General features: G+C 59.6%; 9 protein-coding genes and 3 pseudogenes. 3 read left to right on the top strand and 9 right to left on the bottom strand.

The genetic code is table 11. The features are described from left to right. The first annotated feature begins 1 nt into the window (after position 1). Complete coding sequence (locus V1293_RS19905; protein ID WP_334511552.1) at positions 2-1,567, top strand: putative maltokinase; 1,566 nt, start codon at positions 2-4, stop codon at positions 1,565-1,567. On the opposite strand, the gene glgX is transcribed toward V1293_RS19905, so the two are convergent. The 3 genes and pseudogenes from glgX to V1293_RS19920 form a co-directional block, all read right to left on the bottom strand. Then, positions 1,564-3,795: a glycogen debranching protein GlgX gene (glgX, locus tag V1293_RS19910; protein WP_334511554.1), complete on the bottom strand. Its 2,232-nt coding sequence runs from the start codon at positions 3,793-3,795 to the stop codon at positions 1,564-1,566. The genes V1293_RS19905 and glgX overlap by 4 nt on opposite strands. Before the next feature lie 647 nt (positions 3,796-4,442). Further along, positions 4,443-4,655: a hypothetical protein gene (locus V1293_RS19915; RefSeq protein WP_334511555.1), complete on the bottom strand. Its 213-nt coding sequence runs from the start codon at positions 4,653-4,655 to the stop codon at positions 4,443-4,445. A gap of 613 nt (positions 4,656-5,268) precedes the next feature. Then, positions 5,269-6,243 (bottom strand): annotated as a pseudogene (locus tag V1293_RS19920) (DNA topoisomerase IB); the annotation flags it as partial. Between the two features lie 68 nt (positions 6,244-6,311). On the opposite strand from V1293_RS19920, the pseudogene V1293_RS19925 reads away from it, so the two are divergent. Continuing rightward, a pseudogene (locus tag V1293_RS19925) lies at positions 6,312-6,770 on the top strand (metallophosphoesterase family protein); the annotation flags it as partial. A gap of 412 nt (positions 6,771-7,182) precedes the next feature. On the opposite strand, the gene V1293_RS19930 reads toward V1293_RS19925, so the two are convergent. The 3 genes and pseudogenes from V1293_RS19930 to V1293_RS19940 form a co-directional block, all read right to left on the bottom strand. Continuing rightward, the gene (locus tag V1293_RS19930) at positions 7,183-8,403 is read right to left on the bottom strand and encodes an IS91 family transposase (RefSeq protein WP_334508880.1); all 1,221 of its coding nucleotides are present in this window, start codon (positions 8,401-8,403) and stop codon (positions 7,183-7,185) included. A 12-nt stretch (positions 8,404-8,415) separates the two neighbouring features. Then, complete coding sequence (locus V1293_RS19935; RefSeq protein ID WP_334508877.1) at positions 8,416-9,336, bottom strand: tyrosine-type recombinase/integrase; 921 nt, start codon at positions 9,334-9,336, stop codon at positions 8,416-8,418. Positions 9,337-10,646: 1,310 nt separating this feature from the next. Then, positions 10,647-11,129 (bottom strand): annotated as a pseudogene (locus tag V1293_RS19940) (aminotransferase class III-fold pyridoxal phosphate-dependent enzyme); the annotation flags it as partial. A 75-nt stretch (positions 11,130-11,204) separates the two neighbouring features. Between V1293_RS19940 and V1293_RS19945 the strand changes: the two are divergent. Next, positions 11,205-11,360: a hypothetical protein gene (locus V1293_RS19945; RefSeq protein ID WP_334511557.1), complete on the top strand. Its 156-nt coding sequence runs from the start codon at positions 11,205-11,207 to the stop codon at positions 11,358-11,360. A 530-nt stretch (positions 11,361-11,890) separates the two neighbouring features. Here V1293_RS19945 and V1293_RS19950 read toward each other — a convergent pair. The 3 genes from V1293_RS19950 to V1293_RS19960 form a co-directional block, all read right to left on the bottom strand. After that, positions 11,891-12,427 carry a BBE domain-containing protein gene (locus V1293_RS19950; RefSeq protein WP_334511559.1) on the bottom strand — a complete coding sequence of 179 codons (537 nt, stop codon included), beginning with the start codon at positions 12,425-12,427 and terminating at the stop codon, positions 11,891-11,893. Positions 12,428-12,658: 231 nt separating this feature from the next. Further along, a complete protein-coding gene (locus tag V1293_RS19955) occupies positions 12,659-13,276 on the bottom strand; it encodes an FAD-binding oxidoreductase (RefSeq protein WP_334511560.1) in 618 nt (205 codons plus the stop codon). Between the two features lie 207 nt (positions 13,277-13,483). Continuing rightward, positions 13,484-13,909 (bottom strand): hypothetical protein, encoded by a 426-nt coding sequence (locus V1293_RS19960; protein WP_334511562.1) that lies wholly within the window; start codon positions 13,907-13,909, stop codon positions 13,484-13,486. Between the last annotated feature and the right edge of the window lie 692 nt (positions 13,910-14,601).

Here is a 14,601-nt window from a genome sequence, read left to right on the forward strand (position 1 = left end):
CATGAGTGCCGCAGGTGAACGCCTCGCATTCTTGGAAATACCGGAAGGTTCTTCATGGGTTGCGAACAGCGAGGTAACCGCAGCTCTCGAAAGACATTTTCTTCCAGTGTATCTCGCCAAAGCCAGGTGGTTCCCTGGCAACTCTGAAACGCGGATTAAGCCAAAGATCATTGCAAGCCTTCCTTTCGCCGCGGACTCAACCACCTTCGTCGTTATCGAGACCAACCATCGCGCGCGCTATCTCCTGCCCTTACGGGTCGACTGGCCCGGTGATGCGCGTCCCGAACTGGATAAATCCATCGTGGCTCGTTTGCACCAGGGCGAGCGTGAAGGACTGCTGTGCGACGTCGCCGCCGATCCGGCTTTCATCCGACGGCTCCTCGATCACCTTCGGCGGGAGGCTTCCATTGCTGGCTCGGGTTGGCGGCTGGACTTCAAGCCCACGAGCAAACTCGGAAGTCAACCTCCGAATACTCCATCCCGGATCCGCGCCATTCAAGGCGAGCAATCCAACAGTACGGCGCTGGTTGACCAGGACTATGTCGTCAAGCTTTACCGCCAAATCGAGCCCGGCCAAAACCCGGAGGTCGAGATGGGACACTTTCTGACCGAGGCGGCGAATTTTGCGCATACGCCTGCGCTGCTTGGCCACCTCGAGGCTGCTCATACTTCCGCGAGTTATGCCCTCGGTATTGTTCACGCATTTGTGCCGAACAGCGGTGATGCCTGGACCTGGTCGGCCGAGCGCCTCAGCATTTACCTTGACGCTATGGGGAAAGGCTCTGAAGAACGCGACCAAGCGATCACCGCACGGCGAGATTATCTCCATTGGGTGCGGCGACTGGGTTGCCGCGTCGCGGAGATGCATCGCGCTTTGGCGAGCCGCGACGAAGTGGCGGCGTTCAAGCCTGAGCCGATCGACGAAGGCGATCTCGATTTCTGGATCGGCGACGTTATGGAGCGCGCTGCTCGCATCTTCAAGAGGTTGGAGGAATCGTCGCTGGATGTGGACGACCGCCCCCTCATGGAGCGCCTGCTTCGGGTCAAACCTCGACTATATGATTACGCAGCTAACCTCATCCGTCCTTCGCTGGGCCGCTGCAAGATACGCCATCACGGCGATTTGCACTTGGGCCAGGTGCTTGTAGCCAATGGGGACGCAGTCATCATAGACTTCGAGGGCGAGCCCAGCCGACCTTTGGCAGATCGGAGGCGCAAGGCTCCTGCTGCGCGCGATGTCGCAGGTGTGTTGCGCTCCCTGGACTACGCCGCTATGGCCTCGAGACAGCAGAGGCGGATGTCAGAAAAGCTCAACACTCCGGAGTCGCGAGCCTTGTTCGCGTGGCGCGAGCAGACGACAGATGCCTTTCTGACCGCTTATCAGGAGGCGATAGGCGCCTCGGTTCTGTGGCCCGACCGCGCCGAGGACATGAAGGCGATGTTGAATTTCTTTTTGCTCGAAAAAGCGCTCTATGAGATCGAATACGAGCTTTCCTACCGGCCGTCTTGGATTTCCGTGCCATTGCAAGGCGTGCTGCGGGTTCTCGAAGAAGGAGGCGTGGCCTAGACCGAGAGTGGGAATTCAGCGACATCCATGATGGCACCAAGCGCCTGGCGGAGCCGTCGCGTCATGGTCTCTTCCGTCGCCAGGCCGAGCACCAGCATCGATCGACCAGCGGCCTTTAAGCGGTGGCCAAACGGATAAACCGTCAACGTCACATCCGGTGCATGCGTATCAATGAGCTCGGCCCAGGCGCGGCCCTGCGGCACTTCCGGCAAGACGAATTCGACCAAATCATGATGCGCGTTATAAACAAGCAGCAGCGTCGCATCCGAACCTTGCCGTTTGACACCAGTTTCCTGGGCTCTTCCGTCAAGCAGCATACCGAAACATCGCGTGGTCGGATTGTCCCAATCCGCCGTTCTCATCTCCCGGCCGTTCGGAGCGAGCCAGCTCACGTCCTTCACGTCTAGTTCTTCATTGACGTTGCCGATGACAAACCTAGAGCGATGCAGGATGGGAAAGGCCTGCCGTGTCGCGATTAGCTTGCGGACGAATTCCCGCAAGGCGCGGCCTTCGCCGGAGATACTGAGCCAATTGAGCCATGTCGTGTCATTGTCCTGAGCATAGGCGTTGTTGTTGCCACGCTGAGAATGGCCAAACTCGTCACCCGCGAGGATCATAGGTGTCCCGTGCGACAGCAGCGTCGTCGCTAGAAGATTGCGCTTTTGCTGCTCGCGAAGCTTGATGATCTCTGGATCATCAGTGGGCCCTTCAGCGCCGTGATTCCACGAATGATTGTCCGGGTGTCCGTCGCGGTTGCCTTCGCCGTTGGCATCGTTGTGTTTATCATTATAGGAAACGACGTCGTTCAGTGTGAAGCCGTCATGCGCCGTAACGAAATTGACGGACGACCATTGCCTGCGGCCGCGCTTGTTGAAGAGGTCGCCCGATGCGGTGATGCGCCGCGCAAATTCGGGCGTCATGCCTTCATCCCCTTTCCAAAACCGACGCACCGCATCCCTGAATTTATCATTCCATTCCGCCCATCCAGGGGGGAATTGGCCGACCTGATAGCCGCCCGGGCCTATATCCCATGGCTCGGCGATCAGCTTGACTGACGAAAGGATCGGATCCTGCCGGCAGGCATCCAGAAAGCCGCCGCCTTCATCGAAGCCGTAGGGCTCCCTCGCGAGAATGGTCGCAAGGTCGAAGCGGAAACCATCCACACGCATTTCGGTCGCCCAGTAGCGCAAGCTGTCTGCGACCATCTGCAACACGCGCGGGTGCGAAAGGTTTACCGTATTGCCGGTACCTGTATCATTGATGTAGTAGCGCTTCTGGTCCGGAAGCAGGCGATAATAGCTCGCGTTATCGATGCCCTTGAAAGAAAGCGTTGGCCCGAGTTCGTTCCCTTCGGCGGTGTGATTATAGACGACGTCAAGGATCACCTCGATGCCATGGGCATGAAACTGATTGACGGCCTCCTTGAACTCATTCGCAAAGGGCGCCTTGAGATAGCGCGGCTCGGGCGCGAAGAACGCAAGCGAGTTATAGCCCCAATAGTTGCGAAGGCCCTTCTCCACAAGGTAACTATCGTCCACAAATGCATGGATCGGCAAGAATTCAGCGCTAGTGATCCCAAGCGCGCGAAGATAAGCAGGGATATGTGGATGGCAAAGTCCGGCGAAGGTGCCTCGGTCGCCTTCCTGGACAAGCGGATGGCTCCGGGTAAAGCCTCTAACGTGCATCTCGTAAAAAATGGTACGGTCCCAAGGCACCTCGGGCTTTGCCGCACTGCCCCAAGTGAAGGCGGGGTCTATCACGCGGCATTTTTGCATGAGATGCGCGCTATCGCGCGTATCGAAGGACTTGTCCATGTCTGAGTGACCGAGCTCATAACCAAATAACTCGGGTCCCCAATGCAGCGCGCCCACGAGCTGCTTAGCATAAGGATCGATCACGAGCTTATTGGGATTGAAACGGTGTCCCGCATCTGGCTCGTAAGGGCCATGGACCCGATAGGCGTACACTGTGCCTGGACGTGCGGTCGGGATATAACCGTGCCAGACTTCATCGGTGTATTCGGGCAGCTCGATCCGTTCGATCTCTTTCTCGCCCCTGTCATCGAAGAGGCAGAGCTCGACCTTGGTGGCATAAGCCGAAAACAGCGCGAAATTGACGCCAAGGCCATCCCAGGTCGCGCCAAGCGGAAAGGGCTTACCTTCCAGCACTGGCGCATGCCGCAGCCTTGCCGCCGCCAGGGCCAGTCTTTCATCCTTGAGCTTGTTCATGAACAATCCCGGACGCACCCCCAGCGCGCGAGAGCAGCCATGCGCTAGCGAGTAAAAGCGCTGTCCATGCTTTGGTTCCTTTCACCCACCAGGCGTAAAAAGCAGCCGCCCGGTTCGGAGTGGCTCCTTGAACGCAGCGTTAGCGACCCAGCAAAGGACTCTACCGGCCATCCGCTACGTTCAATAGCTGACATTACGGACGGCGTGCCGATGAGTTAGTGCAGCGCGAGCTTTTGCAACTCGCCGCTCAATCGCTCAAGCATTGGGCTTGCGCAGGATTGGATACTGCGAAGCAACTTAACTTCGCCATGCTTCGCCCGACTGGTTTGGATGGAGCTTGGCTTTGTCTTCCTCGTATGCCCTGATGAGGGCAGCGACAGCTTCGCGCGTTAGCTCGTCGTTGCTTGAATTTTCTAATCTCCGACACTCTTCGATCTTGTAGTCCAGTTCGCGGCACAAATCGCACATGCGCACCTCCTGTACCAGGCGGAAGCAACACGCTGTCTCACTCGCTCTTTTGGCTGACCATTGCCGCTGATGTGCTACAATGCTCGCAGATCCGGCTTACCAGCGATCGTCTTGGCGATCATCGCGCATGCAGCAATGTTTATTCCAGAGCGACGCCAGTTGAGCCTTCGTGACGCTCGTCAGTCGTTGACCAGGGTGCCGATCAATTTGAGCAGAGCCTGGTGCTCGGGACCGTTGGCGCCAGCCCGAAGGAATTGTCCGATTTCAATCAGGGCCGTACGTCCCCCGGAGCTAACGTTCGGCTTGTGCTCCACCATGGCGACGCCTGACTGCGGATCGCGAGTCAGCCGCCAGACGTCACCGTTGGCGCTTTCGTAGAGAACTCTTGCCATGCCTTTCAACCAAGTGATCTTCGAGGGGTTCCAAGAGGAGAGATAGGAAGAACCAAAATCCGGGGTGGACGTTGAGTCCGTATATCGGACGCTTTTCACTATTTCCGGGCCCATGCCGTCCGAGCCGTGTGCAAGGCTCGGGCGATGCCCCTCGCAAGGATTAGGCATCTCCAGATCGCAATAGGAAGGATCTAGGTCCTTGCGTCCGCGTCATATGCCCCGTGGCCCAGGCATTGCACCCTATCCAGCGACTGGGATTTCAGAGCCCAGTCTGAAACAGGGCGCCGCCGGGACACCACATTTCGAGCCCGGCGGCATCTCTTTTTTAGACGAATAATCGGCTTTCAATCGTTGAGGCCTTGAATTTACTGACTGGCTTGTTGAGCCCGCGGTTGTCGGTTGGCTGGTCCTGACCGGTCGGCTGATTACGCCTATTGCCGAAATCGTCGACGCAAGGAAACTGCCGATGGTCTTCGCGACCGGCTATCGCTGCGCCGGCCTTCCGGGGGCATTCCGGCAGCGCCCGTGCATTTAAAGCCCTTCATGACCGAAAAGCTTGGGCAGGCCATCGACCGTGCCATTGCCAAGCACTAAGCGGAGGATTCCCATCGACTCAAGCAGCATTCGCCCGCCGCTTGCTAGCCTTGAGATTGGCGCGGTCCTGCTGCGCCGCCTGTTTAGCGAGCCGGCCGCGCAGTAACGCGAGCACGGCGGCTTCCTCCGGTTTCATATTTTCGACAGCGCTCCGAAGCTCGCTCTCGACTTGTGACTTGATCTCGAGGACCAAGTTTCCATCCATGTAAGAGTTAAGTACCTCCGGATGGATGTAGCACTTCCTGCAGATCGTAGGTGTGTTGCCGAGCCGCGCGGAGACTTTTTCGATTGCGCTGCGAAGATTGCGCTTGGCCTGAACGGCGCCGTCGAAGCTCCGACGTTCGCTCTGGGTCTAGGCGGCCAGCACTGTTCCTGCCCAGGTTCGGAAATCCTTTGCGGTAATGTCTTTACCAGTTATTGCCTTGAGATACTCATTCACATCGGTCGATGTGACGTCTTGGCAATTGCCTTGTTCATCGATGTATTGAAGCAGTTCCTGTCCGGGGAGCTCCTGACAGGCCCCGATGATCTTGGCGATGCGTCGGTCTCGTACGCGCAGCGACCATTGTTTGCCCCCTTTGCCCGTGAAGCGAAAACGAACCTCGTTTCCCTCGACCGCCACGTGCCGGTTCTTTAACGTGGTCAGGCCATAGCTGTTGTTCTGCCTGGCGTAATCGTCGTTACCTACGCGGATCAACGTCGTCTCGAGGAGATGCACGACGGTTGCCAGAACTTTTTCGCGCGGCAGGCAGCGCAATGCCATGTGCTCGCGCACTGTTTCCCTAATGGAAGGAAGCGCGTCTGCAAATGCGACCACATGCTCATACTTTGTGCTTTCACGCACTTCGCGGAAGCGGGCATGGTAGCGATATTGCTTACGCCCCTTTGCGTCACGGCCGCTTGCTTGGATGTGGCCATCCGGAAACGGGCAGATCCACACGTCGGTCCATGCTGGCGGGATCGCGAGTGCTCTGATCCGCTTCAACGCGTCAGCTATCTGAAGCTGTCCTTCGTCTCATGTCCTATCGCGCTCTATCCCGCAATCTCGGCGGCTGAGCGGATCTCCTTTGTGACGCGGGCGTACACCTGCTCGATGGCCAGGCAGCCGAAGTTAATGGCGTGGCATTTATTGGTGTGAAGGGCTTTGCCGGCGGATTTGGTCCACGAATGCTGAGCTCTTTCGGCGAGCCGGCGATCAAGACGTTTGTTGCCGAAGCGATGAATGAAGCGATGCGGCTAGAGAACATCATGCGCACAGTGAACAGCCGGCGCGCCGTCGTTGTCCTTCACTATGCCCCGATTGTCGACACGGTAGAGGGTGAACCTCTCGAAATTTATCCCTTCCTCGGGTGCTCGCGCCTTGCAGAGACCATTGACCGCTTCAAAGTATGCGCCGTCGTGCATGGTCATGCGCATCGCGGGAAGTATGAGGGCCGCACGCCCGCCGGAGCGCGAGTGTACAACGTCGCCATGGGCGTGCAGAAGCCTTCAGGGTTACCCTATGCGCTCATTTCCGTCTGACGGTGGGAGAGGAAGCGGTTTGCATCATTCTCGACATCAGGCACTTCCGAGTCTGTGCAGGTTTTCGGATGCCGGCATGCCGAGACCATCTCCACGCTCGGACAGCCGGCGTCCGAAAAGCGCCAAGGCACGAAATCGCGGGAGGTGGGGCGCTGACGGTGCAGCGGGCGCTATGGGGATTTTGCGGCGGGCTCGGGCCTGAGAAGACTGGACCGGAGCGGTTGCGATGATCGGGCTTCTGCCACGCGTAGGGGTGTGCGTCGGTATGAACGAGCGATCTGCGCGTCGCGCGACAAGATTGGTCGCGCGACTGCTGGTGAATCCAGCACAGCGATGCGAGCGTGGGCGCTGCCGGCTGAGAGCCGGCCAGAATGGCGCTTGTCACTGCGGTCGTTGATCGGCGGCGATGGTCTCATGATGTGTCGATCCTGATCGGCGCCGGCGCCGGTGTGGGGCGGTGCTTCGGCTCGCAGCCGCGCTCAAAAGTCTCGATGACGATCATGCGGGCGCCGCAGCACGGGCATGGACGCGGCAGCACGCGGGGTTCGTTGATCGCGGCTTCGGGCGTCTCGGGTTCTTTAGGGCGCGCCGGCTGAGCGAGCAGCTGGCGCGCGTGCGCAATGTTTGCGGCTCGGGCGCCGTTGGCGAGCAGGCCATAGTGTCGGATGCGATGGAAGCCCTTCGGCAGCACGTGGATCAGGAAGCGCCGGATGAACTCGTCGGTCGCCAGCGTCATCGCCTTGTAGCGGGCGGGCCCCTCGATCCGATAGTCCTTGTACTTGAAGGTGACACCGTTCTCGTCGGCGGACAGCAGCCGGCGATTGGAGATCGCGATGCGGTGGGTGTAGCGCGACAGATAGCGCAACACCTGCCTGGGCCCGGCGAACGGCTCTTTGGCGTAGACCACCCAATTGATCTCGCGCAGTGGCGTCAGATAGGCAGCGAATGCAGCCTTATCGGCGAGCCGCGCATGCTCGCCGAAGAACTGCAGGCGGCCGGCGTGGTGAGCCGCGACCAGCATCTCCAGAAACAGCCTGCGGAACAACGCCGAGAGAACCTGCACGGTCAAAAAATAGCGTGGTCGGCACGCGATCCACTTCGATCCGTCCGGCGACAGGCCACCACCCGGCACGACCATGTGGACATGCGGGTGATGCGTCAGCGCGGAACCCCATGTGTGCAGCACCGACATGAAGCCGATGCGAGCGCCGAGATGCTTGGGATCGGCCGCGATCGTGAGCGTGGTCTCCGCCGAGGCTTTGAACAGCAGGTCGTAGATCACCGCCTTGTTCTGATAGGCGATGTCGGCGATCTGCGCCGGCAGCGTGTACACCACATGAAAGTACGGCACCGGCAGGAGATCGGCCTCGCGCTCGGCCAGCCACTCGCGGGCCGCAGCGCCCTGGCACTTGGGGCAGTGCCGGTTGCGGCAGCTGTTGTAGGCGATGACGGTGTGGGCGCAGGTCTCGTTCTCGCAGCGCGCCACATGGCCGCCGAGCGCCGCCGTGCGGCAGCGCTCGATCGCACTCATGACTTTCAGCTGGCCGAGACTGACGTGGCCCGCATTGGCGCGCCGCCACGCCGCCCCGTGGTCGCGCAAGATATCCGCGACCTCCAGCGCTGGACGCGACACAGCTCCCGGCCGTTACGCCGGCGGCGGGTTCTTCCTGCTCTTCCTGGGTCTCTTGCGAGGCTGCGACAGCCGGTCGAGCGGGCTTTCGATCGCCGCGATCATGCCGGTGGCGACACGGGTATAGCGCGCCGTCGTGTCCAGTTTGTCGTGACCCAGCAGCGCCTGGATGAATCTGATATCGGTGCCGTCCTCCAGCAGGTGGGTCGCGAAGCTGTGGCGCAGCGCGTGCAGCGTCACGCCCTTCCTGATCCCGGCCGCATCGGCCGCCTCATGAAACAGGCGGTTGAGCTGGCGGGTGGTCATGGGCTTGCCGGCCCTGGTGCCGGGAAACAGCCAGCGTTCCGGCACGGGCGTTTGCGCATCGTGACGCGATGGGCGCGCCTTCCACCATTGCCGCAACAGATCGAGCGTCTTTGACGACAGCATGACATTACGGTCCTTGCGCCCCTTGGACTGCTCGATGCGAATGATCTTCTGCGCGCTGTCGATATGCTTGACCTTGAGCCGCACCACCTCGCCGGCGCGCAACCCGCAGCCATAGCCGAGGCTGAGCAGGAGGCGGGCCTTGAGGCTGCCGGCGACGGCCAGCAGGCGCCGCGTCTCATCCTGGCTCATCACCAGCGGGATCTTCTGAGGCTCGCGGAGATGATAGATCTCGGCCGCAAGGTCCAATCGGCGCAGCGTCACGCGGAACAAGAACCGCAACCCGGTCATGATGCGGTTGCGGTTGCAGATGCTCGCGCCCGTCTCGGCCAGGTGCAGCTGGAAGCGGCGGATGTCCTCAAGTGTGGCCGTGTCGGGGGACTGCTTCACAAACGCCGCGAACCGCTTGCAACTGCTGATATGGCCTCTCTGCGTGCCCGCACAGAGCTTGCGCGCATTCATGTCCTCGATCATGCGCTGGCGCAGCGGGCTGACAGCATCCGTACTCATAGGAAACTCCTGTCTTGAATGAGGTTGACGACACCTCGATCTTCAAGACAGGGCGACCCGCGCGCTATCGACGATCTTGACCCCGGCTACCGTGCTCGCGGTCGGGCTCCCCGCGCAGCGGGCTATCGCGCAGCGATTTAGTGCGTTGGCACATTTCGGACCTGACCGACTACGCTGACGATGTCCGTTCTTGGGGGCAAACCCTTCGTTCCATTAGATGGAACCACCGGCATCCTTCAAAAGAACGCGAAACACTTTCCCACCCTGTAACTTAAGTTAATCGTGGGGCCTAATCGAGATGTCGCGATATGGAACCCTCCGGCCGAATATCGGACCACATCGACCATAGGACTGCCCGGTCGATCTGTGACGAGGTGGGTGACCGGTTGCAGCAGCAGGATTCAGCTCTCGAAGCTTCGCCTCTAGCGCCCTACCTCGAACGTCTAGTCGATGAATTGCGCAAACGGGAACGTCATCTAGTTGATGGCGTCGAAAGCTGGCGCGCCCGCTGACTGTTTCTTCACGCCATGCGGCGATAGTCGCGGCCGTGTGGGCGCGTAAAGAAAAGCCGTCGCCGCTCTCAGCCCAACGGCAGCTTTTTTCTGCAGATCTTGTCGCTGAATGCGCTGCTTCATGTTGCGACGGCAAGTCCGCTCATAGAGTCTGATTATTGAGTCTGATTATTTGCTGCGATGCATAAGTCACTTCTTTTGAGACATGCCCACCCGCACTGAAAGTGTCTGCTTTCAGGGGTAGGCCGGAAGTGACTGCCGTATGGTCAGAATGACGAGGTTGACCCGCAACGACATCCGGCGGAACCCAACCCACGGATTGCGGCAGCTCTCACCTTTTACGCTTAGGGGAACCCGCTCTCAGGAGCAGGGCTTCTAAATGTGCTACCTCCGCGCGCTTGATAATCTCCCACTCCAAGCTGGGTAATACGGGAGCCGAGCGGGCAACATCAGGCCGCCACGGCTGTTCTGGGGCGCTTGGCCGAAGGTGACGCCTTTCCAATCGGTCGAGGCGCGTCGTCCGGGATGGCAAAGACACATGTGGCATAAGGCCGAAAGACTGTCTCGAACAGGCTTCGCATCGGACCGACGGTTTCGTCACGCGCGCGAGATGGCCGAGCTGTATCCCTCCATCAGCAAGCACTCGACACCAGGGGCTCAGGGAAGGGAAATAGCTCAGCGAGCGCGCGCATCCGCACGCGAGTTTTAAAATGGGTTTTCGGTATACCCGGAAGATGAGGCATGCGGGCGTGTATTGAGACCAACAGAACGACGGCAGTCGGCGGCGCTGGCCAGAGGTCACGAGAAATCCTGCCTCAAAGTGGCTGCGATCTGTTCCAGCGCCCAGTCGACCTGATCGCTGGAGATAACTAGCGGCGGGGCGATGCGAATCGTGTGCCCATGTGTGTCCTTGGCGAGGATGCCCCGGGCCTGCAGGGCCTGACAGTAGCGACCTGCACCGCCTGCTTCCGGGTGAAGCTCGACGGCCAGCATCAGCCCGCGTCCGCGCACTTCCCGGATCGCGTTGCTGCGGATGCTGCTCAGGCCATCGAGAAAGCGGGTGCCCTGGGCGGCTGCGTTCTCGATCATCCCTTCCTCGACCAGCACGCGCAGCGCGGCCCGAGCCACCGCACAGGCCAGCGGATTGCCGCCGAAGGTCGAACCGTGCTGGCCAGGTTTCAGGGTGCCGAGCACCGCGTTGTTCGAAAGCACGGCCGACACTGGGTAAAAGCCGCCGGACAACGCCTTGCCGAGCAGAGTGACATCCGCCTCGATGCCCTCAACCACGAGGCCCGTCCATTCGATACTGGCTGGCTGTTTTCTTGAGGTGTCCCATGGGGAAAGCGAAAACGCCCGATGACGATGCGCCCCCCGTTTCCAGGCAAGTCGTCCTCAGCGAGCAAACCGTCGGGCACGGAAGAGCGTCGGCGGATCATCGAAAAATATATCAATTCGCTCAAAGAATTGCTCAAGCGTCTGCGTAACGCGCTCAACACCGGGGCTGTTCTCTAGGGTTTGCGAAGCTCATGTAGGTTAGCAATCCGCCGACACCATTAAATTGAATTTTAGATTTCGGTGCCCCGGCGCCGTGCACGAAGGTAAGGTCGGCGACCAGGCCACGAACGTGCTTGTCATCTACGTCGTGGAATAGACAAACCGCTGGCAACGGCGTGGCCGCCAAAATTCGTACTGAGACAATTTCAAAAATTGGGTCCAATGTCCGTTTTGGGTTGCCAACTGAGAAACACTCAGAACGAGCAGATGTCTTCCGCTCATCTCCTAAGAACGGACGTTGGTTTAGCCGCCCCAAACAAGCATTACGCGGATCGAACGTTATGGAAAATTCGACGAACGACCGGTTTGCGCCAAAAGCGGTCGTTCCGACAAGGACGCGATTGACCCCAAGCGAAAGTCGACGCAGAACGCGGGCGACTGACACAGATGATGGTTGGGCAAGCCTGAGCGTTCCTTCGTTCCTTCGAAACGAAAGAACGCTCCGACAAGATCCTTGGACACGCTCGAACCGCGGCCGACGTGATCGTCTACGAGTTGAGCGGCCTGATGTTCTGGTTCATGCAGAAGAAGTTTGTCGGGTCGTACTTGGTTTTCAGGGCGACGAGGCGGTCGTAGTTGTCGCCGTAGGTGGCCTTGAGCCTGCTGTCGTCCCCATCATCCATCATGAAATTCACATAGCCGCCGTCAGCCGAGTAACGATGCACGGCTTGCCAGTAGCCCTTGGTCCAGCGCGTGATTTCGCCCGCCTTTTGCGGATTGGGATCGATGCCGGCGATGACCATCGACCAAGTCGCGTCGCGCGTGTTCCAGGCGGTGTCGCTCTTGCCGACGCGACGGACAGCGCTGTCGATCGGATAAAGATGCATGAGCGAAAGCGCGCTGGGCAGTTTCTGTGCCTGGGCGATATGGACGTCAATTGCTTCGTCGGTCAGTTCTTTCACGAAATCGCCGCGCCAGTACCATTGCAGGCCCTTCGGGAAGAACGGATCGAACATGGACTGGAGGGCCGGATAGGGCATTTCGCCCATCCAGTTAAAGAGCGGCGGGGGCAGTTCACCGAGCAACTTGGCCGTGACCGCCTGGCCGTCTTCTGTCGGGCCCGTGTAGCAGGCGATGATGGCGCAGGCGCGGCTTGCCTTGATGCTCTGCCGGGAAAGGGTCCACCGGTGGAACAGTCTTCAAGCCGACAAAGGCCCCGAGTTCCTCGGGCGCGCCAGGCAAGAAATCCCGATACTTCTGCATGACGGTCCGGGCATTTTCGAGACTCCAGAAGACTGGACCGGCATAGACCATGTTCACCGGATGAACCTGGAACAGGAAGCTCGTGACGATGCCGAAATTGCCGCCGCCGCCGCGCAGCCCCAGTAGAAGTCAGCGTTCTCTGATTTGTTGGCGGTGACAACGCGACCGTCGGCGAGCACGACGTCCGCCTCGAGAAGATTGTCGCTGGTGAGGCCATGCTTGCGGGTGAGGTATCCGGTGCCGCCGCCAAGGGTGAGGCCGGCGATTCCGGTCGTCGAGACAATGCCGGCCGGCACGGCAAGCCCGTAGATATGCGTGGCATGGTCGACATCGCCCTGTGTGCAGCCGGGGCCGACGCGAATGGTGCAGGCGGTGGAATCGACCCGCACGCCTTTCATCATCGACATGTCGATCATCAGCCCGTCGTCGACACTACCAAGGCCCGGCCCGTTGTGCCCGCCTCCGCGGATTGCGACCTGGAGATCGTTCTGCCTTGCAAAATTGACCGCAGTGACAACGTCAGCGACGTCGGTGCATCGCGCAATCATCACGGGACTCTTATCGATCATCCCGTTGTAGAGACTCCGCACAGCGTCATAATCGGCATCCGTTTGCCTGATGACCGGGCCGCGCATGTTGTCGATAAAGCTTTCAGTAGCCATGGCTTGCATGATCTCCTCCTCTTTCACACAATGATCGGCCAGTGGGGCCTACCGGTAAAAGCGTTCGACACCTGCGATCCGGAATGGGTGCTGGAAAACCGCCGTTTCACGTCATGATCATTCTCGCACGTTGGCGAGAGGCGCCGCCGCAGCGGATAGCCGTTGGCATGCGAGGCGATATCGCTGCGCGCTGAAACGCTCCTCATTGACCAGTCGCTATTCAGCACTTGGGGCGAAAGCGTTTCCAATGCAAAACGAGCGCTGCGCGTCCGGGTTAATACTTACCGAATATACGCTACCGTTCTGGCAGCTAATGCTCCAGTTATCGACCCCGGATTCAGTGCTGCCTTGATACATGGTCCGAACAACAACATCACAAGCCTGCTTTTTATTTTTCAGAATGAAGGTCCAGAATGCGAGATGCTTCGCCCGATCCAATGCAAGTATCCTCGTCGTCGTTTGGTTAGCGGCGTGGGGCGTTTTGAAGAGCTCGGGAGCTACAGCGTTGGATGGCACGGCGGTCGATGTAGCGGCATCAGCCTTTTTCAAATGCACATCAGCATCCAGAACAAACCAGACAACCAGCGATGTGACAACGAAGCCCGCGGCAGCCGCCGAAAAATTAAGTGAACGCTTGCGCATGTCTTTCCCTCCCGGAGATCGAGACAGTGGCGGCCATCGCACGGTCGCGAGGCCGCAGAAACCCGAGGAACTAAAGTACTTCGCGAGCAAACGCCGATAGCTGCAATCTACCGCGTGTTGGGCCCGATAACCTCGATGAGCAGCTAGTGGATTCAGGCAGCGGCGCTGACGTGTCGCGGAAAAACATCAAAGTGGGGGCTGACGATAACTTTTGGAACCGTGTCAGCTCGGCTCGAACCGTTGCGTGTCGGCGTGTACCGTAGCCGAGATGCGTAACCGGGCATCCATCAACCGGATGTCAACTCGGCATCCGGCTGCGGCATGGTGATCGTCGCGTTGTTCACGACCGACGCCGGAGCGCCGGTCTTCACCTTGGCGATGTACTCGTTGTACATATCCAAGCGTGCATGCCCCATGATCCTGAGCTGCGCAAAGAAGCTCAAAAGAGATAGAGCCTTTGCTCTGATCCAATCGGAATGAAGGTTTACCGCGCGATGGCTGATCGGATGTCAGCCACCGCGCGAACAACACGCTACCGTGCTGGCTGGGTAACAAGCGGTGAGAGCTGGGCCAACGCTGCACCCGCTCGCCCCGCTGCTGGCAATCTGCCCATCAATTACCGCTTGGCGCGGCATCAGGACCGCGGCAGGCTTGCCAACCGTGGGCAACCCCTGTTCAGCGTTGGCCGGTCC

Origin of the sequence: Bradyrhizobium sp. AZCC 1693 (genome assembly GCF_036924745.1) — a bacterium.
Taxonomy (GTDB): domain Bacteria; phylum Pseudomonadota; class Alphaproteobacteria; order Rhizobiales; family Xanthobacteraceae; genus Bradyrhizobium.